Consider the following 25,100-nt stretch of genomic DNA (forward strand, 5'->3'; position numbering starts at 1 on the left):
GGGGTCAACGATACCAAATTCTTCATCTTCCGCCTATGCAACCTTTATGCCTAAACACAGCTTTTTTACTATGCGCCCAAGAGACCACTTGATTTTCATCCGAATTTCCATTCTTCCCAACCGGGAAGAAATAAAAAAACGGAGAACTGAATTTCAATTCTCCGTTTCCGTGGGTGGAAGATCGGTCTCGAACCGACGACCTTCGGAACCACAATCCGACGCTCTAACCGACTGAGCTACATCCACCATTTTGCTTTTGCGCTGCAAAGATAGAATAACTTTCTTTTTCCGCAAAGAAAAGTTCCAAAAAAATTAGCGTCCAAACTTGATTTTTCCCGTCTCGATCTCCCGTGCGGCGTAGCATAATTGCTCGTACCACTCCTCCCCGTATTTGCGAATGAGAGCATCTTTCAAAAACACGTACACCGGAATCCCCTCTTGCTCACCCTTTAAGCGGGCGCAAGCACAAATCGTCCACTGGTCATAATTCATCGCCTCGTAATTCTGGTATTGTTTCACCCGGATCGGGTACATGTGGCAAGATATAGGTTTACGGAAAGAACTCTCTTCCCGGCTCCACGCTTTTTCAATGGCACACCACGAACACCCGTTCTCCTCGATAATATACGCGCACTCCCGCCCATCGATTAGCGGGGTAACCGTGTCACCCTCTATGTCAACCACGGAAAAGCCCTGTTCCTCCACGGCGGCAATTCCCTCGGGTTTCATGTAAGGTTTAATCTTCTCGTAATTTTCCCGGATCTGTTCCGCTTCCCCTTCTTCCAATGGTGCCCCCGAGTCCCCGTCCACGCAGCAAATTCCTTTACAAACTGCCAAATCACAACAAAATTTCTTCTCGAAAATATCCAAGCTTATAATTGTATCCCCTATCTGTATCATGTTTTAATTGAAAATTGAAAATGCAAAATTGAAAATGATCTCGCAAAGTTACAATAAAAAAGATAGAATCGTTTATCTCCCGCCACCATTACAAGCGCTAGGAGACGACAGAAGTAATCAGTTTTCAGTGTAATGACTTAAGGATAACGGGGATTCCCGGCATACTTGCGCCGATGTCTCGTTAATTAGTCAATGGGAAGTCAACGGGAAATCAACGGGAAGTCAACGGGACGGAGAGGATCAATTGTCTTTCATCTTGGCTTGATCCATGCATGAAAATTTAACGAGAGTACCCTTTTCAACCTACTCGAAATACACCCGCGATCCCTTACCGGGATTATATCATGGCAAATCAGCTGACCGATTAAAGAACCTCGATCCAATATTTACTGATCTTGAGATGTTGAACAACCTCGTAGCTCCCGGTAGAATCCATCATGGCAAAATGTAAAAATCGCCAGTTGAAAGTACGTTTTTAATGTAAAAATCGCCAGTTGGGAAATATTTCCTATATTTGTGTGTAAAATAAAGCAGTATGGAAACCATAAAGAGAATACTTCAGGACAAAATAACCAACAGAATCGCACCCGGCAAAGCCGTGTTGATTTTCGGGGCCCGCCGAGTGGGCAAAACCGTTATGATGCGAAAAATTGTAGATACTTATCCCGGCCGGACTATGATGCTCAACGGCGAAGATTATGACACACTCGCTTTATTGGAAAAACGTACCGTGGCCAACTATCGACATTTGTTAACCGGCATCGATCTATTAGCTATTGACGAGGCACAAAACATCCCGCAGATCGGCAATATTTTAAAACTAATTGTCGATGAGATTCCGGGTATAAGTGTTTTGGCAAGCGGATCATCTTCATTCGACTTACTCAACAAAACAGGAGAACCATTAGTCGGACGTGGCACACAATTTCTACTTACCCCTTTTTCACAACAGGAAATCGCACAAACGGAAACGGCACTTCAAACCCGTCAAAACCTTGAATCCCGTTTAATTTACGGTTCCTACCCGGAGGTGGTAACAATGGACAATTTCGAACGCAAGACTGATTACCTGCGAGATATTGTCGGGGCATACCTATTGAAAGACATTTTGACTATCGACGGACTGAAGAATTCAAGTAAAATGCGCGATCTATTACGCCTGATTGCCTTTCAATTAGGCAGCGAGGTTTCCTACGAAGAACTAGGCAAGCAGTTAGGCATGAGCAAAACGACTGTCGAGAAGTACCTCGATCTGTTGGAGAAGGTCTTTGTCATTTATCGACTGGGAGCTTATTCTCGTAATTTGCGAAAGGAAGTAACAAAAGCCGGGAAATGGTATTTCTACGATAACGGAATCCGTAATGCCATTATCGGGGCGTTCTCACCTCTGGCCATCCGGCAGGACGTCGGAGCATTATGGGAAAACTATATCATCGGAGAGAGACGGAAAGTAAACTTTAACGAAGGGGCGCATAAGGAGTTCTATTTCTGGCGCACCTATGATAAACAGGAAATAGACCTGATCGAGGAACACGCAAATAGCTTGACAGCATTAGAATTCAAATGGGGCAACAAGATGCCAAATATACCGAAAGCATTCCAAGAAGCCTACCCTCACGCGGAGTTTCATGTCGTAAACCGGGAGAATTATCTAGAGTTTATCTAACCAAATACTTCATTCAATTCGTCAACGGGAAATGAAGCGGGATTTATATCATGGAGAATCAAAAGATGTGATGCCGTCGGGCTAGATCATCAATGTCCCCCGAGACTTCCTCTACTAACCGCCTCATTTCTTCCGATTTCTTATGAATCAAATCATCTATTGTATTAATTAATTGTATCTTATCAATCACTTTTCCCAAGCTCACTCGCAATTCCCTCGTTTTCCCGACTTGCTCGGCTTGTTCCAGTTTCCGGTAACATTCTTCCAATTGACGCTGATAGATTTTCATTTCCTCAATACCATTATTTATAACACCTATGCAAATAAAGCCGAGAATTTACAGGTAAACGACAATCAAGCCTTGTAAATAACTCCCGAAATGGTGTAATTTACAACCCATAATAAACAATTATTTCGTATATTTGCCCGTATAACTGAATATAAAACAACTATGAGTACAGAGACGATACCTATGAGCAAAACACACCATGGACACAGTATAAAACGCATTCGCGATATGCTAGGGATTAAACAAGAAACCCTTGCGGCCGAATTAAACATGACACAACAAGCATTTTCAAAATTAGAGCAAAAAGAACAAATTGAAGACGAAATGCTTGATAAGATTGCAAAAATATTGCACGTTTCCACGGAGGCCTTGAAAACGATGAGCGAAGAGGCAACTATTAACTATTTTAACACGTTTACGAATAGCGAAAACGAACACTTCTTTTCTCAAAATTGTCAATACACGTTCAATCCAATAGACAAAATTGTAGAACTTTATGAACGGCTAGTCAAAGCCGAACAGGAAAAAGTCGCCCTGTTGGAAGAACAATTGAAAAAGAAGTAATAACAAGACTTTTCTTTTTCTCACTGCCAATTACAAAAATCTCAAATACACGACAAACAAAAAGAGGTTGTGTCAAAAGGTATTTTATCCTCGAAAAACTCCTCCGTCACTTCGTGCCACCTCCTCTATAAACTGAGGAGGAGCTGGTGACTCTTCCCGAAGAAAGGGAGTATTTCAACTCTCCCTCTGTTTATAGAGGGAAATCGGCGAGTAAGCGAGAACAGACAGAGAGTTTACTCGTTGTCTGTCGAGCGAGAGCCGATTCGAGACTGCTTGCAGGCTCAATACCCCGAAGGGGGGAGGGAGTTTGAAAAATGACTTTTGACACGACCTCCCCCATTTTTATATCAAACTAATAACGATTTTCCCGTCATTTCCTTAGGCTGTGGGAGTCCCATAATCGCGAGAACCGTGGGAGCAACATCGGCCAACACCCCGTCCCGCAAGTGATCGCACTTAGAATCGGTAACCCAGATACAAGGCACGGGATTCAGCGAGTGAGCCGTGTTCGGCGTCCCGTCCTCGTTCACCGCGTTATCGGCATTCCCGTGGTCAGCAATAATCAACACGTCGTAACCGTTAGCACGTGCGGCAGCCACGGTCTTCCCAACACACTCATCCACGGTAGCCACGGCTTTCCGGATGGCCTCGTACACCCCGGTATGTCCCACCATATCCCCGTTCGCATAATTCAAGCAAATAAAATCAACACTCTTTTCATTCAATTGCTCCACGATCTTCTCGGTCACGATAGGGGCAGACATTTCGGGCTGCAAATCGTAGGTAGCCACTTTCGGCGAAGGTACCAGAATACGGCTCTCTCCCTCGAAAGGCTCTTCCCGTCCCCCGTTCAGAAAGAACGTCACGTGAGCATATTTCTCCGTCTCGGCAATACGCAATTGTTTCAATCCTTGCTTGGAAATATATTCCCCGATCGTGTTCACCACGTTTTCTTTATCGAACAAAATATGTAATCCCTTGAATTTAGCATCATAAGGAGTCATCGTACAATAATACAACGGCATGGTCTTCATCCCGAAATCCGGCTTGTCCTCTTGCGTCAACACGATCGTCAACTCTTTGGCCCGGTCATTACGGAAATTAAAGAAGATCACCATATCACCCGGTTGTATCGTTCCCACGGGTTTCCCACCCTCGTCCACGCAAACGATCGGTTTGATGAACTCGTCAGTCACCCCCGCATCATAAGAGGCCTGCACTCCCGCCTCGGCATCCGTCACCGGAGTACCCACACCATTCACCAACAAATCATAAGCTTCCTTGATACGCTCCCAGCGGGAATCCCGGTCCATGGCATAATAACGCCCAATCACGGAAGCAATCTTACCCGTGGATTGTTTCATATGTTTCTGCAACTCACCGATAAAACCCTTTCCACTCTTCGGGTCCGTGTCCCGACCGTCCATAAAGCAATGAACGAAAGTCTTCTCGATCCCGAACTCCTTCGACAAATCGCACAAGGCGAACACGTGATCCAGCGAGCTATGTACTCCCCCGTTAGAAACCAGTCCCATGAAATGCACCTGTTTCCCGTTCTCCTTGGCATAATTAAACGCCTTCACGATCTCCGGGTTTTGGGCAATGGAATGATCCCGACAAGCCCGGTTAATCTTCACCAAATCTTGGTAAACCACCCGTCCAGCTCCAATATTCAAGTGTCCCACTTCGGAATTTCCCATCTGACCGTCGGGCAAACCTACATTCTCCCCGCTCGTGTACAACAAGGCACGGGGATTATTACTCGTCAACTCCGTGATGTTAGGAGTCGGAGTACTCCCGATCGCATCCGAATGATCGTGTTTTCCAACACCCCAACCGTCCAGTATCATCAATAAAACTCTCTTCATATCTATTTTATTTTTTGTTATTTACTTTTTTAAATTCACAGCAAAGTTAATCTTTAATATCCAGTTTAGTGCCTTACAATCAAGGAAAATCAACGAAAACGTTTTAAAGCTCCCCGACCGTTTATTCCGATGGAAAGAATAAAATATTAAAATTAATAGTACTATGTATTGCATAATACTATTTTTTATTCATATCTTTGCCTAGCATTACAAAAGAACCAAGAGATGAACATTGAAAACACACAAGCTCAAATGAGGAAGGGTATCTTGGAATACTGTATTTTACTGATCATCGCACAACAGGACGCCTACGTGCCTGACATTATCAGTAAACTGAAAGCCTCCAAGATGATCGTGGTCGAAGGGACGATATACCCTTTATTAACCCGGTTGAAAAATACCGGATTATTGTCATACCGCTGGGAAGAGTCACAGCAAGGCCCTCCCCGCAAATATTACAGCATCACGGAACAAGGGCGAGATTTTCTCAAGGAACTCGAAAACTCCTGGAATGAATTGACCTCTGCCGTGAACAGCATTAAAGAAAACCATAACAACTAAACACCCATATCATGAAAAAAACATATACTATAAACTTAAGCGGTAAGATTTTCCATATCGATGAAGACGCTTTGGAAAAACTACAAGAATACATCAATACCCTCAAAACATATTACACGCAAGAAGAAGACGGCAACGAGATCATGGATGACATCGAGAACCGGATCGGGGAGCTTTTCACGGAAAACTTGAAAGGACAGTTCCGCGAGGTGATTACTCTCGACGACGTGGATCAAGTGATCGCCACGATGGGTACGCCTGACGACATCATCGATGAAGACGAGCAACCCCGGAAATCCGCCCCGAAACAGGCAAAAAAACTATACCGGAACCCGGACAACAAAGTACTTGGCGGAGTGGCCGGGGGCCTAGCCGCGTATTGGGGCATATCCCCCTTGCTCATCCGGATAGGTTTCGTACTTCTGTCTTTCTACTATGGAATATTCATTATCGTGTATATCATTTTGTGGATTTCCGTCCCCAAGGCCAAGACGACCAAACAGAAACTCGAAATGAAAGGAGAAAATATAAATGTCTCCAACATCGAACGCTCCATAAAAGACGAGTACCAGGAGATTAAAAACGGCAAGGGTGCCGCTTTCGTGAACCGGGTAGGCGAAGGCTTATACGAAGTATTCACCATCATCGGAAAAGTGTTGGCCATTATTATTGGCGTGGCCTTCTTCGTCGGGGGAATCTTCATGCTGTTCGCCTTCTTGTCGGCATTATTCTTACCTAACCTTTATCCTTGGAAAAGTGGTTTTATGGAACTCGCTTACGCGTTCACTCCCTTAAACTTCACTTTGGGTAAAATCGCTATATCATTCTTAATTGGAATTCCTATTATCATGATCATTTATATGGCGATCAAATTGTTGTTCTCCTTCAAGAGTAATAACAAGGTGATCGCCCTTTCTGCCCTCTCATGTTGGATGCTGGGACTCGTTATGCTCATATTCGTGGGGATCAGCGAAGGTCGAAGCTGGTCGATTGATGGCACCCGCTATGGAGAATCGCTCGAACTGGGTCAACAGGACACGCTCGTCCTGCTTGTAAATGAACGCTACAAGATACCTGAGAATCTTTACATAGACCACAACGTGTTCCAATTAGCCTCCAGCAACATGATTACTCCGGACATCAGGATATATTCGGCCGAGGGATCGACCCCGACATTACGTGTACAATTTTACACCCAAGAAGAAAAACCCGTATATGACAACATGGATTTTAACTGGAATTACAAAAACGACACGCTCCGATTTGATAATTACATCAAGCTCGCGGGACAATGGAGGGCTCAAAGAGTGACGCTGACTCTATACCTACCTGAGAATAAGAAAGTACTCCTTCCATCCCAAACAAGCCAATACTTGAGAAACTTGAGAGATTTTGACAGGGGCGTACGTTCCAGACTAAATAAAGATAAGATATTATTAATCATGCAAGACGGGAAACTTCACCCCCTCATGTAAACCGAAAAAGAAGAATATGAAAAAAACAATCCTGCATCAACTACCTCCCCTAACCCTTCCTTACATAGAAGGGGAAAACGATTGGTAATCAGCTCTCCCCCTGTGTAAGGGGGAGTTGGAGGGGGTAGTCGATGTAGGATTGTCGCTCTCAGCTTTCTATTTTTTCGAATCAATCTCTTTCAACAACTCCTTCACCGCCGTCTCCAATTGCTCGTCTTCCCCCTTGATAATTTTCTCCGGAGAGTTGGCAATCTTCACGTCCGGTTCCAGTTGTTTATTCTCCAGATAGCTACCGTCCGGTAAACGATAACCGACGATCGGGATCCCGAAATACAGCGTCGGATCCTGCAAAGTCTCCCAAGACACGCTCGTCATGGTTCCCGGCACAGGCATTCCGACAACCTTACCGATTCCTTGATGTTGGTAAACCCAAGGCGTTCCGTGGGCGTTCGAGTAGTTCGCCTCACAGGTCACCATAATCGAAGGCTTATTCCACCTACGGCTTGGCATATCGCAAGCCTCCCGGCCCCGAACGACTTGCGTGAAATATTTCTTACCACTGAACAGAATCTCAATATCCTCGTGCAAACGGCCACCACCATTGAAACGAGTGTCGATCACAATTCCTTCCCGGTCATTATATTTACCTAGAATATCGGCATACACGGAACGGAAACTCGGATCATCCATGCTGGAAATATGCACATAGCCCAAACGTCCTCCCGATAAACGGTCCACATCGGCAGCTCTTTGTTTTACCCACCGCCGGTAAAGTAACCCATTCATCGTACCCTTTGAAATCGGCTCGATCACCTCATCCCAACGTTCCTTGGTAGAGGGGTCATAAATAGAGAACAATACACGTTTACCGGACTTGCCTCTCAGCAGGGGATAGTAATCTTCCCCGGCTTTCACCGCCCGCCCGTCAATTTTCTCAATGACCATTCCGGCTTTCAACTTCGAACGGACATGATCAAAAGGTCCTTTCTCCAACACCTCGTCAACCAGCAACCCATCCTTTGCATAGTTCACGTTCAACAAGAGGCCCAGTTCGGCAGTCGCCTCACCTCTTGACCCGGGGCGGTAACCCGATCCGGTGTGTGAAACGTTCAACTCACCCAACAACTCACTCAACAACTCGGAGAAATCATAGTTATTATTGATATAAGGTAAAAACTTCTCGTAAGCCTTAGTCATTTTTGCCCAATCCACACCATGCATATTCTTCTCGTAGAAACGTTTGGCCTCCTGACGACGTACCCGATCAAACATATACGCCCGCTCGGCAGCCTGATCCAGTTTCATTTCGGCAGAATATGCAATCGGATTTCTTCTCTCCGAACCCAGACTAATCTTCTGCATAGAACGTCCTCCCAACAGGAACAAATCTTTCCCGTCCTTATCCATCTCCAAAGACGCCCAGCCGCTGTTCAGCTTATGCATCACCTTGGTACTCCGTGAACGCAGATCGCTCACCCACAAATCCATACCTCCCTCGAAAGAGGCCATGTAATAAAGCTTGTCGCCATTCTTACTTAATATCGCATCTCCCAATTGTGAAGAATTCGGCGTTAACCGCATCACCCGGTCCTCGATACCTTGCAGTTCGACCTCGATATTCTTTTTCTCTTTCACGGCAGGTTTCGTCTCACCTTTTTTATCTTTCTGATCCTCTTTCTGTTCTTTATTCTTCAGAGAGGCAATACGTTTCTCCTCCTCTTTCAGTAACTCGTAATCTTCCTTGTTCAACCGGAATTTATCGTAAGCATCCTGATTCATGAACACGATCATCACATCCTGCAAAGAACCCCACGATGCATGGTTACGCATCCCGTAACGCTCACTGGAAAACAAGATGGCATTTCCATCCAACACCCACCGGGGATTACTATCAAAATAGCCGCTATTGGTCAGGTTTACAACTTCCCCTTTCCCATCGGCACTCACGATGGCAATATCACTATACGGATCGTGACGATTCCCAATGATTTCCATCGCGAACCATTTCCCGTCCGGAGACCATGTATACGAGAAACCGTCACCCGTGCGATATTGATATTTATCGTCCGCCACCTGCCGCACTTTCTTCGTCTTCAAATCAACGACCATCAATTTCGTACGGTCCTCGATAAAAGCCAACTCTTTTCCATCCGGAGAGAATTGTGGGGCAAACCGCTCTTTGGTTGAAGCCGGAAGAACAGCTTCCTCTTCGATTAAAGTCGCATTCGGGAAATTCACCTCTTCCTCACGGGCAATCTTCGCCGTGTAGATATTCCAATTTCCTCCCCGCTCGCTGGCGTAAGCGATCGTCCGGTTGTCAGGAGCAAAGCTCAACCACTTCTCTCCCTCCGGAGTCGTGGTAACTTGTTTTGTCGTCGTGTAATCGGTAGAAGTCACGAATACATCTCCCCGGATAATCATGGCCACCTGTTTCCCGTCCGGCGAAACAGTCGCACTAGTTGCCCCGGAAGTAAAACGCAACGAGGCAATATTATCTTTCGCATTGTCACCAATAATATCCACTTTCACTTTCTTGGGACTTCCGGATGCATCTTTCACATATATTTCACCGTCATAACCAAAACACAAACGCCCGTTACCCGCAATACTCAAGAAACGCACCGGGTGAGTCTTGAAAGAGGTCTCTGCCTTTACGGCAGAAGGATCGGCCACCGGGAACGAGTACACGTTAAATGAACCCTCTCGCTCACTCAGAAAATATACCCTTTGTTCGTCCGGAGACAACACGGGAGAACGATCTTCCCCCGCCCGATCAATCAGACGGGTATGTTTCCCGCTTTTCATATCATAGCGATAAATATCACGTGTGATGGACGAGGTATGATGTTTACGCCATTCATTCTCCCCGCCTTTTTTATCTTGGTACAAGAATGCATCACCCGATTTGAAGAAACAAATCTCTTCTGCCGGGGTTGCCAATACCTGCCGAGGACGTCCCCCATTTACCGAAATGGCATACAATTCGGTCATGGAACCTGCCGGAAATAAAGCACTCTGAGCGGGATCACTCATTTGCGCCCCATAGACAATTTCTTTTCCATCCGGGGTAAACGTGTAGGGTATCTCCCTAGCTGAATTCGTCGTCACTTGCCGGGCATCACCTCCCCGGGCCGACATCACGAAAATATCGAAATTACCATTCCGATCACTCGTGAACGCAATCTGTTTCCCATCCGGAGACCACACGGGATACGATTCATACGCCGGATGCGTGGTCAACTGGCGAGCCTCGCCACCTTCCGCGGAGACAACATAAATATCCCCCTTATAACTAAATGCAATTTGCTTTCCATCAGGTGAAATCTTCGGATAACGCATCCAAAGCGGTCCCGCCTGAACGAAAAAAGCAACCAGTAAAAAAGTAACAGTCAATACGATTTTATTCATCCTTCATTTATTTTGGTATTTAACTTAGCGCAAATATACGATCCGGGATTCCGGCATCCAGATAAAACGAGTAAAATCAACCCCTTGAATAAGGGAAAGGCCATTCCCACACGCTCCATTTTCCCGGTATAATTGAAGTATTTTCTCTCGAATCGGATCACCGGGAACCCACTGGATATGCTGTCGGACACAATCATCAACAATCATTCCCCCATAGAATTCGAGACAAGGAATTTCCCGGATCTCGCCTCCGGTATTCACCACGTCCACCACCTTCCCGTCCTTCAAAACAACATATCCATTCTTCACGAACTCAAATCCGGGTAACAAAATATAATTAGCCGCAATCTTTCTCATTCAGAATATGATCTTATTTCTTTTTTGCAGATTTCCTTTCAAGCTCCATCTGTCTCCTCTGTTCGTATTCCTTTTTCAATTGTTTCTCCCGGTTCGGGGCCACGTACGTTTTAAAGATCTCGGTTTTGTACACGCAGCCTTCCCGATCATTCAACTTCTTCACTTTCACCCTCGTATCCCGGTCACTCTTGGGAATCTTCATGAATAACTTCGTGTAGCTGGAATCCGCCACGTAGAACTCCCAGTCTTTCTTGTAAGGGCGCAACGTGTCGACTCCCACGTACTGATCCGGAACTTTCAACGTGTCATTATCGGCAGACAGAAAATAAGTCTGTATGAAATTCCGTTTTCCCCGGTCGGATTTTTCCAATTTTATCGTCGAGGTAAATTTGTACATACCGGGAACAATGCTATCCAATTTCACCAGCACGAATTGATTTCGCTTGTCAAAATAAACCGTATCGGCTTTCACCACACGTGTTTCGTACACGATAGAATCTTTCTTCCGGACTTTAGCTTGTGTAGAATCCGGGCGTATGGTATCTGCCACGATCATCGTGTACCCCGGGAACAGATTAACCGTATCATTCACGGTCAACTCTTTCCACTCCCGCATGATTTTCGTCTGGCGACGACTCAAGGTATCGATCACCACGTCATAAATTTTATTGAATAACGCTGATTGCAGGGAATAGTAAGTTACGCAAGAATCAAAATCCTCCCGTGTAATCCCGTATTTCTCAAACAGGTCATTATAATATAAATAATTGTCTTTTTCGGTTCGTATATCACCCCGTGCGACCGACAACATTCCATCCGTCGTGTGCATATCAATCAACAAAGATGTGAATTGATCCTTGTCCAACGGGACCTTCTTCGAACAAGCCGTTATCGCCGCAATAATCAATATCACCCATAAAATACGCTTCATATCGCTAAAACTTTTAGTATTTATTCCTCGCTCTTTTTTCCTAGTTTCTCCCGCACCATCCTGTTCAACTTCGACGAGAACAGGAATTCGTTCAACGCCTTGTTGTTCGTGTACATGATCTCTTCGTTACTGCCCTCCCATTCTTTGTGTCCTTCATGGATAAACAATACCTTTTCCCCAATCTCGAAAACCGAGTTCATATCATGCGTGTTTATAACCGTGGTCATATCATATTCATGTGTCAACTCGGACAGCAGATTATCAATCACGATCGAGGTCAAAGGGTCCAAACCGGAATTCGGCTCGTCACAAAACAAGTATTTAGGCTGTAAAACTATAGCCCGGGCAATAGCCACACGCTTTTTCATTCCTCCACTGATCTCCGCGGGATAAAGATTTTCCACGTTATTCAGGTTCACCCGGTTGAGGCAGAAAATAGCTCGCTCCGTTTTCTCCTTTTCCGTCATCGAGGAAAACAGATTTAACGGGAACTTCACGTTCTCCAACACGGAAAGCGAATCAAACAATGCCCCGCCTTGAAAAACCACTCCCAGCTCCTTCCGGATCTCCTTTATCTGTTTGTTATTCATCACGGTAATATCCCGGTCATTGTAGAATATCTTTCCTTTATCAATCGAGTGCAAGCCAATCAACGATTTCAATAACACGGTCTTCCCGGAACCACTCTTCCCGATAATCAGGTTTACCTTTCCCGGTTCGAAAACGGCATCTATATCCGTCAACACCTCTTTTTTATCAAATGACTTACATACCCCTTCCGCCCGTATCATTACAATAATATTTTGGTTAATATCAAGTTCACAAGCAGGATGGCAATACTACTATCCACCACGGCTTTCGTACTCGCCTTACCGACTTCCAGCGCCCCTCCCTGCACGTTATACCCGTAAAAGGCGGGAATAGAAGTAAATATCACGGCAAAAAACAAAGTTTTGACAATAGAATAGGTCACGTAGTAAGGATTGAATGAAAAGTGCAACCCGTGTATATAATCATCATAGTTTACCACCCCGGATGCCAATCCCGAAAGGATTCCCCCGATAATACCGATAAACACGCTGAATATATAAAGAACCGGATTTACCACCAAAGCTGCCGCAATCTTCGGTCCCACCAAATAGGAAACGGAATTCACTCCCATCACCTCCAACGCCTCGATCTGTTCCGTGATTTTCATGCTACCGATCTCGGATGCAATATTACTCCCAATCTTCCCGGCAAGAATCAAGCTCACGATCGTCGACGAGAACTCCAGTAATAACGTCTCCCGGGTCAAATAACCAATCAGATAGCGAGGTAGCAGGGGACTCGACATATTGTAAGCCGTTTGAAGCGTCAACACCGCCCCGATAAAGAAAGAAATAATCATCACCAACATAACGGAATTCAACCCCAACTTCTCCAACTCGTTAGTCAATTCTTTTAAATAAACTTTCTTCTTCTCAGGTTTCGTGAAGATACGCCCCATGAATAATATGTAAGCTCCTATCTTATCTAATACTTTCATCTATACTAACTCCTTAAATAATACCCTCCTGTAAACCCTGTCTCAAATTTTATCGTAAAAATAGAAATTATTCACGGATTTATTACTAATTTCGACAACAATAAGATGAATTTAATTTTAAATGTATAACTAAATAAGATGAATAAGAACTCATATTGCGTTATAATGGCCGGCGGTCTCGGAAAACGTTTCTGGCCCGTGAGTACGAAAGCCTGTCCGAAACAATTTTGTGACATCTTAAATGTCGGGAAAAGCTTCCTCCGTCAAACCTTTGAAAGAGCAAATCAAATCTTTGATACCCAAAATATATTCATTGTTACAGGTACCGCCTACGAAGAGCTGACGAAACAGCAAATCCCGGAAATTCCTTCCGAGAATATTCTGAAAGAACCTTTCGGCAAGAACACCGCCCCATGCGTGGCTTATGCGGCCTACCGGATTGCCCGGGTTAACCCGCACGCGAGTATGGTAGTTGTCCCTTCCGACCATTTTATCACCAATGACGCAGTCTATCTCGATAACATTCAGAAAGGGATTTCTTTCGTTGAACAGTTCGGCGGATTACTCACCATCGGTATCAAACCAACCCGACCGGAAACAGGCTACGGGTATATCCAGATCAAGAAAAACAAGTTCTCCGAATTCATATCCAAAGTTAAAACGTTCACCGAAAAACCGGACAAGGAACTGGCAAAAGTCTTTTTGGAATCGGGTGATTTTCTTTGGAACGCCGGGATATTTATCTGGAAAGTAGAAGATATTATCGAAGAGTTCAAAACATACCTCGAAGATATGTATTTACTGTTCGAGCAGGAATATAAAAATGTGGAGAACCCGGATGCTCCCGAAAATATCGCTCATATCTACGGACAATGCCGTAATATTTCCATCGACTTCGGTATCATGGAGAAGTCCGCAAAAGTCTATGTCATGAAAGGTGAGTTCGGTTGGTCCGATGTCGGCACGTGGCACTCGTTCCATGAAATCAGCCCGAAAGACGAAAATAACAATGTATCCAACAGCGAACAAGTCCGCTTAATCGAAACAAAAGAATGTATTATTAACGTTCCCCAAGACAAGAAAGTCATTATTGAAGGGATCGAGAATTGCATTATCGCGGAAAACAATGATATTTTAATGATCTGCCACCGGGATCACGAGGATAATATCCGACATTTCGACGATATGCTAAAACATACAACAAAGGAGCTTAATTAAAGCTCCTTTTCTTTTTATATCTTTACCCGAACCTCCTCTATCCGGGCACTCTTGACACTTACGATTTCAAAAGATATATCCTCAATAGAGATCCGTTCCCCTTCTTCCGGGATATCCTCATTGTAATAAAGAATCAACCCGGCCAAAGTCTCGTACTCCTCGTTCTCCGGAAGATTCAAATCATATTTTTCATTCAGATAATCCACTTCAAGACGGCCGGAGAAAATATATTCATCGGGAGCGACCTGTTCTTCTTTCAGATTCAAACGGTCATGCTCATCCTCGATCTCCCCGAATATCTCCTCCATAATATCTTCAATCGTAACCATCCCGGCCGTTATCCCAAATTCATCAACCACGACCGCCACGCTTTTCTGTTCCTTCGTGAAAAGATTCAACAACCTCAAGGCCGACATGGTTTCGGGAACAATCAATATTTTGCTCACCGCTTTCTTCACGGTTTCGGGATGATGAAACAAGGCGGATGAATGTACATAACCGATCACGTTATCAATCGAATCCCGGTAAATCAATATCCGGGACAACCCCGTTTTCACAAATAGCTCCCTCAACTCATCCAGACTGCCATCTATCGACAAGGCCACAATATCCGGACGGGGAACAATACATTCCCTCAATTTCACTTCCGAAAAATCCAACGCATTCCGGAACAATTTAATATCGTGTTCGTCTTCATTTTCTTCTCCCCCGGTCTCACCCTCTTCTATCAGATTATTTAAATCTATCTTGCCAAAAGCCCGGTTTTCCTCTTTATGCGTCAGTTTGCGTCCGGTAAATATCCTCAGCAACAATCCCCCGAACCACACGGAGAAATACGAGATCGGGAAAAACAGGATATAAAACAAAAATACCGGAATAGCAAATACCCGTAAAAACACATTCGGCCGCAGACGGAACACGGCTTTCGGGAAAAACTCTCCCGTCACCAGCATGATCAACGTCGAGATCAACGTCACGAGAATCATTCGCAATCCCAGCGAAATCCCGACACCCTCCAACCTAGGATCGAGATAATCGGACATAAAAATACCATAAATAACCATCACCACGTTATTCCCTACCAGAATCGTGGTGATATACATTCCCGAATTGGAAACAAAAAGATCGATTAACTTCTGCGTGATACCCTTGTTCGATTTATCTATCTCTATCCGGAGTTTATTGGAAGCCATAAAAGCAATTTCCATCCCCGAAAAGAATGCAGACAAGACCAAACAGATCAATATGGCAACAAATCCTGACATTTAAGGTTTATTTTCAATTTCTACCACCCCCGTAATCTTGTTAAAGACAGGGTTTTTCAAGGATTGATCCGACTTGAAACCTTTATTCCCTTCTATAATCTGGTCCCCGGAAGTAAGCCGGGAATAACGATCGGAATAAACGATCTCTTTTTTCATATCCCAGAACATCAGATCGGTTTCCAACTTCTTCCCCTCGGCATTGATCACGACGACCTCGTTACGCAACTCCCACAGCATTTCGTCTTCCAATTTTTTCGCATATTTCGAGGTAATGGAACCGACCATGCTACCGTCCTTCTCGTACAACTCCGCATGAATCCCTTTCGGAAATTCATCATATTTCTTATCGTCCTGGTTATACTTATTATAAAGGGGCGTTATTACTTTATACTTCAGCAATGCGGAATCGGAATAAAATAACTCCATGTTCTCCCCGGACATTTCAGGCATACCGTTCCGGTTCCCAATCGCATCCACATCCTTCATATTCGTTTTACACGAAAAGAGCATTACCGTCCCTAAAGCAAGGACGGTAATGCTTTTTATTTTTAATGCACGATATAGAAATGTCATGTATCTAATCTCTAAATCTGGCAGTCGTTGTCTCGTTAATCCATCCACCGACTTTCACGCTTTTCCCTGCCGTAATATCACGGAAGAAAGCCTCGTCCTTCGTCGGGAAGTGAGGAGAATACCGCTCAATATATTCGTTAGCCTTTCCTGCTACTGATGGATCAACTTGTTTCGCTTTCACAAACTTATCCACGGCAGCCCAGAATACGGTACGTTTGTCGAACTCGTCTCCTTCATAGTCATTGCTACTTACCGCGTAAGCCAAACCTATCGTGATGTAAGCATCACCCATATTCGGGTTTGTCTTCAAAGCATCCAAAGCATATTTTTTGGCAGACGGATAATTCTTCTTTGACAAATACACCTGTGCCAGCTTGTAATTATAATCTGCTTTAGCTTTCGGATCATCTGATTTATCAATAGCCTCCTTCAAATATTGCTCGAATTTCGCAATATCTTGTTTTGAAAAGAACATCATAGCCAAACTGTAAGCAGCATCGGCACTCGGTTCCTGCTGATAAATCTTCTCGGCAACCGTGGCGTACAACGGTAAATCCGTACATTCACGTCTTCTTAAGATAGAAGAAATTTCTTTCAAAACAGGCAAGCTATCTTTATTCGCCTCGTATTTCTGATTCAACAAACCGGCCAATGTATTACAATCAGCATACCCGGACTCGAAGAAAATGGCATCCAATGCAGATTTACATACGGCAAAATTATCACATCCTTTTTCACCCGATGCCAAACGTTTGTCCGCAAAATCAGAGAATTTCATGTACAAATTAATAAATTCCTCCTGAGATAACTGATTTTGTTGTACCAACCCACAACCCACTTCAAAAGTGGCATGGATCAACTGTGCCGGAGTACCTTCTCCTTCCAATTCATACGATCTCATCAAATTATCAAACCCGGCTTTCAACATATTAATATCCCCATTGGAATATTTCACTTGAGCCATACCTTTTTTCCCAAGAACATATCCTTCACGGCTCCTTTTTCCCATATATTGAAGACGACGATCGAAAACCATCATTAAAGTATCCACATACTCCTTCTTTTTCGTCTTCTGGATCATGAACTCAATAATATCTTCCCCCCGGATATAGGTATTTAATTGAAATGCAGGTGCGTTCAAGAAAACGTATCTCCAAGAGGGTAACGCTTCTTCGTAATTTTTCTGTTTCCAGTATTCCGTGTACAGAGAAGCATTCAGAATGGTATTCGCACTATCCAATCCGTACTGAGACTCCAACGTTTGCGCTTTTGTCGGTAGAATGAATAGAAACATCCCAAATGCTATAACAGCAATCTTTTTCATGGTCATCCCTTTTATTTAAGTTAGTTCGAATAAGTTTTTTTTCATCATAGCCAGTCCACCCACGTGAGGACTATCGCAAAATTACCACTATTTCTTTAAAACGGAAATGTTTCACATATTTTTCATGTATAATTAACCGTTTTTTGGTATTCTAAAATTCTGTTTAAACCAGTGATCACTAACTTGTCTTCAAAAAAAACCGTCCGTTTCAACGTTTTTCTCAGATATTCACTTCCGCCACCCGTTATAATTACCGCAGCATGGGGATTATTTCGGAGCAACTCATCTATATACCCTCTTACTTCAAAAAGTATACCATTCATCACCCCGTTCAAAATTGCATCATGCGTGTTCTTCCCGATATACCCGTGTTCCATAGAACACTTCACCAACGGAAGACTCGCAGTAAACTCGTTTAGCGCTCGGAAACGAATACCCAGCCCCGGAGAAATATTCCCTCCCCGGAACTCCCCGTCCGCACTGACAAAATCATACGTGATCGCCGTACCGGAATCAATCACCAGCAACTCCCGACCCGGAAAAAGGAATGCCCCGCCCACACAACCGGCAATCCGGTCAACGCCCAAGGTCTTCGGGGTATCATATCCCAAGCGTATCGGCAAGGGGATTTCCGACGACACTTCACAAAAGAAAGTGGAAACCTCACGCAATCTTTCCCGAACTTCCGCCGAGATAGCTCCCGTGCTTGACAAAATCAAGTTTACTTCCTTCCCGCTTTTTCGGTAAGTCGTCGCCAGATCATATACTTCCGGTAATCCCAATCCACACTCCACCCAATCGCCCTCGTCAAAAACGGCGTACTTGGTTCGTGTATTTCCAATATCAACAATTAGATTCATAACTTAATTATTACCATAAGCAAAGTCCCGCATCTCCCGCGTAATTTCCGATACCCGATTAATATCGACAATACTCGTGAAAACCAGACTCAACTTATCATTCTTTTCGCTGATCTTGCAAGGGATCACCTGTTTCTGTATAAATTTCAATAACTCGCTAAACACGGGAGAGGCATAGAATGGCGAATTCTGATCACTGATAAAATAAACAATCATCTTGTTATTCTTCACCATCAACCGCTCGATTCCCAAGTCTATACATCTCTGACGAATTCGGACCACTTCCATCAACCCGACAACCGGAGCCGGAATCTCGCCAAAGCGGTCTTTCATCTCTATCTCGAAACGCTGCAAAGCCTCTTCGTTCGCAATATTATCCAACTCCCGGTACAAGCGGATTCGTTCGCTCACGTTCTCCACGTAAGTATCGGGAATCAACAAAGCAAAATCCGTGTCGATCACGCAATCCGTGGCGAACGCCATCGGCTCATCCGGATGCTCCTTCTGTAATTCGGGGAATTCCTCGTCCCTCAATTCCACTAACGCCTCGTTCAGAATTCTTTGATAGGTCTCGTACCCCACTTCTGCAATAAAACCGGATTGCTCTCCCCCTAAAATATTCCCGGCCCCACGAATATCCAAATCCTGCATGGCAATATTGAACCCACTCCCCAAGCCGCTGAAATCCTCGATCGCCTTCAACCGCCTCCGGGCATCCGCATTCACTAATTCCAAAGGCGGGGCCAGCAAATAACAAAAAGCCTTCCGGTTGGAACGTCCCACCCGTCCCCGCAACTGGTGTAAATCACTCAACCCGTAATTCTGGGCCTGATTAATAATAATAGTATTCGCATTAGGAATATCCAACCCCGACTCCACGATCGTCGTGGCAATCAACACGTCGTAATCTCCCCGCACGAAATCATGCATCACCGTCTCCAACTCCTCCCCGCTCATCTGCCCGTGTCCCACGCAACTCTTGATGCCGGGAATCAGACGATGAATCATATATTGAATATCCCGGATATTATCCACCCGGTTATGAATAAAAAACACCTGTCCCCCACGGCTCACCTCGTAAGAAATCGCATCCTTAATCACTTTCTCGTCAAAACGATGTAACTCCGTCACGATCGGGTAACGATTAGGCGGGGCCGTACGGATAATCGACATATCCCTCGCCCCCATCAACGAAAATTGCAGAGTCCGCGGGATCGGTGTCGCCGTCATAGTAATAGTATCCACGTTCAATTTCAAACGTTTCAACTTCTCCTTCACCGCCACCCCAAACTTCTGCTCCTCATCAATCACCAGCAAACCGAGGTCCTTAAATTTTATATCATTACTTGTCAAACGATGCGTCCCGATGATAATATCCACCTTCCCCGCTTCCAAATCTTTCAAAATCCGCTTAATATCGGCACTCTTTTTCATCCGACTGATATATTCGATCCGGCAAGGCATCCCCTCCAGGCGTTTCTTGAAAGTATTATAATGTTGATAAGCCAAAACCGTCGTCGGCACTAACACGGCCACCTGTTTACTATCAGCCACTGCCTTGAATGCCGCACGAATAGCGACTTCCGTTTTTCCGAATCCCACGTCCCCGCAAACCAGACGATCCATCACGTGAGGACTCTCCATGTCCGCTTTCACCGCCTCGATCGCCTTCATCTGATCCGGCGTTTCCTCGTACATAAAGGATGCCTCCATCTCGTCCTGCAAGAAACTATCTTTCGAGAATGCATAAGCCTCCTCCCGCCTGCGTTTGGCATACAGGGCTATTAACTCCCGGGCAATATCCTTTACCCTCGACTTGGTTCGCTGTTTTAATTTATTCCAAGCCTCCCCGCCCAACTTACTCACGGTTGGCGGTTCACCGTCCTTCCCCTTGTACTTGGAAATTTTATGCAATGAATGGAGACTCACGTACAATTCGGAATTATTCTTATATACCAAACGTATGGCCTCCTGAATCTTCCCGTCATTATCAATCTTCGTCAACCCGCCGAAACGCCCGATCCCGTGATCTATATGCACCACGTAATCACCTGGATGCAGGTTCTGCAACTCGCTGATCGTGATGGACTCCCGCCCTTTCCGAATCTGCGAAGTCTTCAAACGGTATTTCTGGTAACGATCGAAAATCTGATGCTCCGTGTAAATACACACCTTGATCTGGGCATCACTGAACCCCTCATGGATCGTTCCCTCCACGGGTACAAAATTCACCTCATGCCCCTTATCCGAGAAAATATCCCGCAACCGCTGGAGCTGCATATCGTTCGTGGAACAAAGATAAACCGTGTAGCGATCCATCTGCTTGTCCAGCAAATGCTCTGCCAGCAAATCGAACTGCTTGTTCACGGCCGGTTGCACCTCCGCTTCCAAGCGAATCACCTCACCCCGGAAAAACAACTCCGGTCCCCACTCCACCACACTGTTCCCCTCGATCGTCCGGAACAAACTATCCGACGTGATCAGGAACTCCCCGGCATCCAGCTCTTTTAACGAATTCATGCGGTCATGAATCAACAAGGAATTTTTCATCCACCACGTGGCCTCTTTCCCTAGAAACTCGGTCAACCCCACGTTATCATTCTTATCCGTTGACTCGCTCAAATCGGGCACGATCACCACCTTGTCAATCAATTGTTCGGAAAGCTGTGTCTCTACATCGAAATAACGAATACTTTCCACCTCATCCCCGAAAAAATCTATTCGCACCGGACGCTCTTCCGCAAAAGAATAAACATCCACGATACTCCCCCGGATAGAAAACTGACCGGGTTCATACACGAAATCATTCCGTTCGAAACCGTACTCTCCCAACAACGACTCCAAAAACGTTATCGACAGCTTGTTACCCTTGATCACGGGCATCGACATATCGGCCAACATCTTCTTGCTCACCACCTTCTCGGCCATCGCCTCCGTGTAAGTGACCACCATCCCTACCTCCTTTGCCGTCAAGGCATTCAACACCTCTGTTCGAACCAGGATTGAATCGTTATCTTTATCTTCAAAATTACCGGAACGCCGAAACGAGGAAGGCAGAAAACGCACGTTCTCCTCGTCATAAAACGTCAACAAATCATTGTAGAAATAAGCAGCCTCCTCCTTGTCGTTCAACACGAAAAGCTGTAATCCCTTCATTTCCCGTCCCACAGCGGCCGCAATAAAAGCCACGAGCGAACCGATCCCGTTCTCCAACTTTATCTTTGTCCTCGTCTGCTTACGCAGCCGATTGGCAATTTTCTGAACGACAGGATGATCTTGAAATAAATCTAATAACTCTTTTGCTTCCAAATCTTTGTCCCTTTATCAAAAAAACGGCATACCTTTCAGCATACCGTCTTCAACCCTCAGGTTCTATATTTTAAATGATAAGCATGGCATCGCCATAAGTACCAAAACGATATTTCTCCTTAACCGCCTGATTATACGCTTCCATGACGTGTTCATACCCACCGAAGGCCGCCACCATCATCAATAACGTTGAATAAGGCAAATGAAAATTGGAAATGAAAGCATCCGGCACGCTGAAATCATACGGGGGAAAGATAAACTTGTTCGTCCACCCTTCAAACTCCGTCAACCGTCCTTTCGTGGTCACACAGCTCTCCAACGTACGTACCACCGTCGTACCCACGGCACAAATTTTATGCTTTTCATCTTTTGCGTCATTCACGATCTTCACGGTTTCCGGTGTCACGAAGATTTGTTCCGAATCCATCTTGTGTTTCGTCAAATCCTCTACATCCACCTCCCGGAAGTTCCCCAAACCGACGTGTAACGTGATATAAGCGAAATCAATCCCCTTAATCTCCATCCGTTTCATCAACTCGCGGCTAAAATGCATACCCGCAGTCGGGGCTGCCACCGCACCTTCATGCCGGGCAAAAATAGTTTGGTAATTCTCGGCATCCTCCGGTTCCACCTTCCGGTTAATAAAACGAGGAAGTGGGGTTTCGCCCAACGCATACAATTCCTTCTTGAACTCGTCATATTCACCATCGAACAAGAAACGTAAAGTTCTCCCGCGAGAAGTGGTATTATCAATGACCTCTGCCACCATGCTATCATCTTCCCCGAAATACAACTTATTCCCGATACGTATTTTCCGAGCCGGATCAACCAGTACATCCCAGATACGCAATTCCGGGTTCAACTCTCTCAGCAAAAACACCTCGATCTCCGCCCCGGTTTTTTCCTTGTTTCCATATAACCTCGCCGGGAACACCTTGGAATCGTTAAAAACGAACACATCCTTTTCATCAAAATAATCAATCACATCTTTAAATACCTTGTGTTCAATCTTCCCGGTTTTCCGATCCAGAACCATCAACCGGGCTTCATCCCGGTTAGGCGTCGGATGTAACGCGATCAACTCCGGCGGCAACTTATATTTAAACTTAGATAATTTCATGTTGAATAATGTTTATATATTAATCAAATCTTGCTAAATTACAAATTTTCCTGTAAAACTCCAATAATTTCATCCATTTTAAACCCATCTTCCACCCGGAAGTCTCCTACACGGGTTCTTCTTAGAGCTGACAGATGCGAACCGCTCCCGCAGGCTTTTCCCAGATCATGAGCCAGCGAACGGATGTACGTCCCCTTGCTACACACGATCCGGAGTTCCACTATTGGAAGTTCCACTTTCAATATTTCAATCTCCCGAACCATCACCTTCCGGCTCTTCATCTCCACCTCGTCCCCTCGGCGAGCCATCTCGTACGCCCGGACCCCGTCAACACGGACGGCCGAATAAGAAGGCGGGAACTGTTCAATCTCCCCGATAAACTGCTGGACCGCCCGCTCCAAACAGGCTCTATCCACTTGTTCATACGAAAACTCTTCGTCAAAAGATGTCTCCAAATCATAAGAAGGAGTCGTATGTCCGAAAGTAATTTCCGCCACGTACTCTTTCTCCTGCCCCATATACTCCTCGATCTTCTTTGTCTCCTTCCCCACACAAATAATCACCACGCCTGATGCCAAAGGATCCAATGTCCCTGCGTGCCCCACTTTTATCTTCCCGTATCCTTTTCTCAAGCAAATACGAACTTTGTTCACCACATCAAACGACGTCCAGCGCAATGGCTTATCGACCACGAACACCGCCCCTGCCCGAAAATCCTCTCCTTCTCTAAAAAAAATATTACCCCACTTGCTCATTATCCTAAAACAATCGTCAATATACCCGCAATAGCGCAATAAAGAGCGAACCAAATCAACTTACCCTTTTTCACGATATTAATCATCCAGCGACAAGCAATACATCCCGAGATAAAAGCTGCAGCGAATCCCACCAACAGCGACACAGTCGAAATACCGCTTGCCTCTGCCGAGAACCCGCCTTTCATCAGATCCAGAAAAGCCTCCCCCAGAATAGGAATCAATACCATCAAAAAAGAGAACTTGGCCACCGCCTCCTTCTTGTTACCCAACAAAATCCCGGTAGCAATAGTCGAACCGGAACGAGACAAACCGGGTAACACGGCACATGCTTGCGCCAATCCGATCACGAACGCATCCCGATACGAGATTTTCTCTTTCAGCCGAGGTTTAGCGTAATAAGCGAACGACAACAACACCGCCGTTACCAGCAACATACACCCCACGACCGTCAATCCCGAACCAAATAACGCCTCCACGTAATCCTTGAAACAAAATCCCACGATAGCCACCGGTATCATGGAAAGAAATATCTTTAGCACGTAGGCCATCTCGTCATTATACTTGAATGTGAAAAAGCCCTTGAACAACACGGACACTTCCTTCCACAAAATCACGATCGTACTACAAACCGTCGCAGCATGAACTGCCACGGCAAACGTTAGATTCTCCTCTCCTTCTAACCCGAAAAGAGCACTAAAAATCTGTAAATGCCCGGAACTACTCACCGGCAAAAATTCTGTAAGTCCTTGGATGATACCAAGCACCAATGCCTCAAACCACTCCATCTATGAATTGAAAATTGAGAATTGAAAATTGAGAATGCACGCACGTCAATATTCAATTACATTAATATTTAATTTTTCTCCTCTCCCTTCGTTTTGGGTTTCCGCATGATACCCCAGAAAACGAAACCAAAACCGAATAACACCACGATGGGCGCTAACGTGATCCGGCGAAAACTAAAAATGTCATAATTAAATGTATCGGGCGAATCCGCTCCCCCTCCCATCATCAAGAGGAAACCCACTATAACGATCCCGAAACCGATCAGGATCATCTTGTAATTATCCTTCGGTATAGGAAAACCGTCTTTTTTTTCGTTTAAAATTCTTGCCATATATTTTTA

22 protein-coding genes and 1 tRNA gene are annotated in these 25,100 nt (G+C 45.0%); 5 read left to right on the top strand and 18 right to left on the bottom strand.

Features of this window, described 5'->3' with window-relative positions:
• Positions 1 to 171: 171 nt before the first annotated feature.
• Both I2I33_RS17825 and I2I33_RS17830 read right to left on the bottom strand, forming a co-directional pair.
• Positions 172 to 247, bottom strand: a tRNA-His gene (locus I2I33_RS17825).
• 65 nt (positions 248 to 312) lie between these two features.
• Positions 313 to 900, bottom strand: coding sequence for a DUF3109 family protein (locus I2I33_RS17830; protein ID WP_087421482.1), 588 nt, complete (start codon positions 898 to 900; stop codon positions 313 to 315).
• Between the two features lie 535 nt (positions 901 to 1,435).
• On the opposite strand from I2I33_RS17830, the gene I2I33_RS17835 reads away from it, so the two are divergent.
• A complete protein-coding gene (locus I2I33_RS17835; protein WP_087421481.1) occupies positions 1,436 to 2,566 on the top strand; it encodes an ATP-binding protein in 1,131 nt (376 codons plus the stop codon).
• Between the two features lie 58 nt (positions 2,567 to 2,624).
• Here I2I33_RS17835 and I2I33_RS17840 read toward each other — a convergent pair whose 3' ends face one another.
• Complete coding sequence (locus I2I33_RS17840; protein ID WP_087421480.1) at positions 2,625 to 2,855, bottom strand: hypothetical protein; 231 nt, start codon at positions 2,853 to 2,855, stop codon at positions 2,625 to 2,627.
• A 183-nt stretch (positions 2,856 to 3,038) separates the two neighbouring features.
• Between I2I33_RS17840 and I2I33_RS17845 the strand changes: the two genes are divergently transcribed.
• Positions 3,039 to 3,419, top strand: coding sequence for a helix-turn-helix domain-containing protein (locus I2I33_RS17845; protein ID WP_255541932.1), 381 nt, complete (start codon positions 3,039 to 3,041; stop codon positions 3,417 to 3,419).
• 347 nt (positions 3,420 to 3,766) lie between these two features.
• On the opposite strand, the gene gpmI is transcribed toward I2I33_RS17845, so the two are convergent.
• Positions 3,767 to 5,287, bottom strand: coding sequence for a 2,3-bisphosphoglycerate-independent phosphoglycerate mutase (gpmI, locus tag I2I33_RS17850; RefSeq protein ID WP_195666862.1), 1,521 nt, complete (start codon positions 5,285 to 5,287; stop codon positions 3,767 to 3,769).
• Between the two features lie 225 nt (positions 5,288 to 5,512).
• Here gpmI and I2I33_RS17855 point away from each other — a divergent pair, with 225 nt between their 5' ends.
• Both I2I33_RS17855 and I2I33_RS17860 read left to right on the top strand, forming a co-directional pair.
• Positions 5,513 to 5,848 (top strand): PadR family transcriptional regulator, encoded by a 336-nt coding sequence (locus I2I33_RS17855; protein WP_118303890.1) that lies wholly within the window; start codon positions 5,513 to 5,515, stop codon positions 5,846 to 5,848.
• An 11-nt stretch (positions 5,849 to 5,859) separates the two neighbouring features.
• Positions 5,860 to 7,323, top strand: a complete 1,464-nt coding sequence (locus I2I33_RS17860; protein WP_195666863.1) for a PspC domain-containing protein — start codon at positions 5,860 to 5,862, stop codon at positions 7,321 to 7,323.
• Between the two features lie 156 nt (positions 7,324 to 7,479).
• Here the strand turns inward: I2I33_RS17860 and I2I33_RS17865 are convergent, their stop codons facing one another.
• Genes I2I33_RS17865 through I2I33_RS17885 form a run of 5 tightly spaced genes read right to left on the bottom strand, consistent with a single transcriptional unit; the run spans position 7,480 to position 13,547 of the window.
• A complete protein-coding gene (locus tag I2I33_RS17865; protein ID WP_087421474.1) occupies positions 7,480 to 10,731 on the bottom strand; it encodes a S41 family peptidase in 3,252 nt (1,083 codons plus the stop codon).
• A gap of 24 nt (positions 10,732 to 10,755) precedes the next feature.
• Positions 10,756 to 11,088 carry a hypothetical protein gene (locus I2I33_RS17870; protein WP_087421473.1) on the bottom strand — a complete coding sequence of 111 codons (333 nt, stop codon included), beginning with the start codon at positions 11,086 to 11,088 and terminating at the stop codon, positions 10,756 to 10,758.
• Positions 11,089 to 11,101: 13 nt separating this feature from the next.
• Positions 11,102 to 12,019 (bottom strand): DUF4296 domain-containing protein, encoded by a 918-nt coding sequence (locus I2I33_RS17875; protein ID WP_087421472.1) that lies wholly within the window; start codon positions 12,017 to 12,019, stop codon positions 11,102 to 11,104.
• Between the two features lie 20 nt (positions 12,020 to 12,039).
• Positions 12,040 to 12,810, bottom strand: a complete 771-nt coding sequence (locus tag I2I33_RS17880) for an ABC transporter ATP-binding protein (RefSeq protein WP_087421471.1) — start codon at positions 12,808 to 12,810, stop codon at positions 12,040 to 12,042.
• Positions 12,810 to 13,547 (bottom strand): MlaE family ABC transporter permease, encoded by a 738-nt coding sequence (locus I2I33_RS17885; protein ID WP_087421470.1) that lies wholly within the window; start codon positions 13,545 to 13,547, stop codon positions 12,810 to 12,812. Before I2I33_RS17885 ends, I2I33_RS17880 begins: the two co-directional genes overlap by 1 nt.
• Before the next feature lie 138 nt (positions 13,548 to 13,685).
• On the opposite strand from I2I33_RS17885, the gene I2I33_RS17890 reads away from it, so the two are divergent.
• Positions 13,686 to 14,765, top strand: coding sequence for a mannose-1-phosphate guanylyltransferase (locus I2I33_RS17890; RefSeq protein WP_087421469.1), 1,080 nt, complete (start codon positions 13,686 to 13,688; stop codon positions 14,763 to 14,765).
• A 14-nt stretch (positions 14,766 to 14,779) separates the two neighbouring features.
• Here I2I33_RS17890 and I2I33_RS17895 read toward each other — a convergent pair whose 3' ends face one another.
• The 9 genes from I2I33_RS17895 to I2I33_RS17935 form a co-directional block, all read right to left on the bottom strand.
• Positions 14,780 to 16,030 carry a hemolysin family protein gene (locus I2I33_RS17895; protein WP_087421468.1) on the bottom strand — a complete coding sequence of 417 codons (1,251 nt, stop codon included), beginning with the start codon at positions 16,028 to 16,030 and terminating at the stop codon, positions 14,780 to 14,782.
• Entirely contained in the window at positions 16,031 to 16,603 is a 573-nt protein-coding gene (lptC, locus tag I2I33_RS17900) for an LPS export ABC transporter periplasmic protein LptC (protein WP_087421467.1), read from the bottom strand. It abuts the gene before it with no gap.
• A gap of 4 nt (positions 16,604 to 16,607) precedes the next feature.
• Entirely contained in the window at positions 16,608 to 17,927 is a 1,320-nt protein-coding gene (locus I2I33_RS17905) for a tetratricopeptide repeat protein (RefSeq protein ID WP_229128370.1), read from the bottom strand.
• 122 nt (positions 17,928 to 18,049) lie between these two features.
• Positions 18,050 to 18,787, bottom strand: a complete 738-nt coding sequence (locus I2I33_RS17910) for a type III pantothenate kinase (RefSeq protein ID WP_087421465.1) — start codon at positions 18,785 to 18,787, stop codon at positions 18,050 to 18,052.
• 3 nt (positions 18,788 to 18,790) lie between these two features.
• Entirely contained in the window at positions 18,791 to 22,096 is a 3,306-nt protein-coding gene (mfd, locus tag I2I33_RS17915) for a transcription-repair coupling factor (protein WP_087421464.1), read from the bottom strand.
• Positions 22,097 to 22,166: 70 nt separating this feature from the next.
• Positions 22,167 to 23,216 carry a tRNA preQ1(34) S-adenosylmethionine ribosyltransferase-isomerase QueA gene (gene queA / locus I2I33_RS17920; RefSeq protein WP_027200460.1) on the bottom strand — a complete coding sequence of 350 codons (1,050 nt, stop codon included), beginning with the start codon at positions 23,214 to 23,216 and terminating at the stop codon, positions 22,167 to 22,169.
• 38 nt (positions 23,217 to 23,254) lie between these two features.
• The gene (gene truB, locus I2I33_RS17925) at positions 23,255 to 23,971 is read right to left on the bottom strand and encodes a tRNA pseudouridine(55) synthase TruB (protein ID WP_087421463.1); all 717 of its coding nucleotides are present in this window, start codon (positions 23,969 to 23,971) and stop codon (positions 23,255 to 23,257) included.
• Complete coding sequence (locus I2I33_RS17930) at positions 23,971 to 24,759, bottom strand: undecaprenyl-diphosphate phosphatase (RefSeq protein ID WP_087421462.1); 789 nt, start codon at positions 24,757 to 24,759, stop codon at positions 23,971 to 23,973. The genes truB and I2I33_RS17930 overlap by 1 nt, the downstream gene beginning before the upstream one ends.
• 68 nt (positions 24,760 to 24,827) lie before the next feature.
• On the bottom strand, positions 24,828 to 25,091 hold the full coding sequence (locus I2I33_RS17935; protein ID WP_027200463.1) for a DUF3098 domain-containing protein: 264 nt from the start codon (positions 25,089 to 25,091) through the stop codon (positions 24,828 to 24,830).
• Between the last annotated feature and the right edge of the window lie 9 nt (positions 25,092 to 25,100).

Source organism: Butyricimonas sp. BSD2780061689_150309_C8 (assembly GCF_015560935.1).
In the GTDB taxonomy this organism is placed as follows: domain Bacteria; phylum Bacteroidota; class Bacteroidia; order Bacteroidales; family Marinifilaceae; genus Butyricimonas; species Butyricimonas paravirosa.

Excerpts from the sequence above, each read along its gene's own strand:
- queA (WP_027200460.1), bottom strand. The coding sequence starts at position 23,216 with ATGAAATTATCTAAGTTTAAATATAAGTTGCCGCCGGAGTTGATCGCG.
- gpmI (WP_195666862.1), bottom strand. The coding sequence starts at position 5,287 with ATGAAGAGAGTTTTATTGATGATACTGGACGGTTGGGGTGTTGGAAAA.
- I2I33_RS17845 (WP_255541932.1), top strand. The coding sequence starts at position 3,039 with ATGAGCAAAACACACCATGGACACAGTATAAAACGCATTCGCGATATG.
- I2I33_RS17835 (WP_087421481.1), top strand. The coding sequence starts at position 1,436 with ATGGAAACCATAAAGAGAATACTTCAGGACAAAATAACCAACAGAATC.
- I2I33_RS17870 (WP_087421473.1), bottom strand. The coding sequence starts at position 11,088 with ATGAGAAAGATTGCGGCTAATTATATTTTGTTACCCGGATTTGAGTTC.
- I2I33_RS17885 (WP_087421470.1), bottom strand. The coding sequence starts at position 13,547 with ATGAAAGTATTAGATAAGATAGGAGCTTACATATTATTCATGGGGCGT.
- I2I33_RS17895 (WP_087421468.1), bottom strand. The coding sequence starts at position 16,030 with ATGTCAGGATTTGTTGCCATATTGATCTGTTTGGTCTTGTCTGCATTC.
- I2I33_RS17935 (WP_027200463.1), bottom strand. The coding sequence starts at position 25,091 with ATGGCAAGAATTTTAAACGAAAAAAAAGACGGTTTTCCTATACCGAAG.
- I2I33_RS17840 (WP_087421480.1), bottom strand. The coding sequence starts at position 2,855 with ATGAAAATCTATCAGCGTCAATTGGAAGAATGTTACCGGAAACTGGAA.
- I2I33_RS17890 (WP_087421469.1), top strand. The coding sequence starts at position 13,686 with ATGAATAAGAACTCATATTGCGTTATAATGGCCGGCGGTCTCGGAAAA.
- I2I33_RS17905 (WP_229128370.1), bottom strand. The coding sequence starts at position 17,927 with ATGAAAAAGATTGCTGTTATAGCATTTGGGATGTTTCTATTCATTCTA.
- I2I33_RS17830 (WP_087421482.1), bottom strand. The coding sequence starts at position 900 with ATGATACAGATAGGGGATACAATTATAAGCTTGGATATTTTCGAGAAG.
- I2I33_RS17865 (WP_087421474.1), bottom strand. The coding sequence starts at position 10,731 with ATGAATAAAATCGTATTGACTGTTACTTTTTTACTGGTTGCTTTTTTC.
- I2I33_RS17930 (WP_087421462.1), bottom strand. The coding sequence starts at position 24,759 with ATGGAGTGGTTTGAGGCATTGGTGCTTGGTATCATCCAAGGACTTACA.
- I2I33_RS17855 (WP_118303890.1), top strand. The coding sequence starts at position 5,513 with ATGAACATTGAAAACACACAAGCTCAAATGAGGAAGGGTATCTTGGAA.
- I2I33_RS17860 (WP_195666863.1), top strand. The coding sequence starts at position 5,860 with ATGAAAAAAACATATACTATAAACTTAAGCGGTAAGATTTTCCATATC.
- I2I33_RS17910 (WP_087421465.1), bottom strand. The coding sequence starts at position 18,787 with ATGAATCTAATTGTTGATATTGGAAATACACGAACCAAGTACGCCGTT.
- I2I33_RS17880 (WP_087421471.1), bottom strand. The coding sequence starts at position 12,810 with ATGATACGGGCGGAAGGGGTATGTAAGTCATTTGATAAAAAAGAGGTG.
- lptC (WP_087421467.1), bottom strand. The coding sequence starts at position 16,603 with ATGACATTTCTATATCGTGCATTAAAAATAAAAAGCATTACCGTCCTT.
- I2I33_RS17875 (WP_087421472.1), bottom strand. The coding sequence starts at position 12,019 with ATGAAGCGTATTTTATGGGTGATATTGATTATTGCGGCGATAACGGCT.
- truB (WP_087421463.1), bottom strand. The coding sequence starts at position 23,971 with ATGAGCAAGTGGGGTAATATTTTTTTTAGAGAAGGAGAGGATTTTCGG.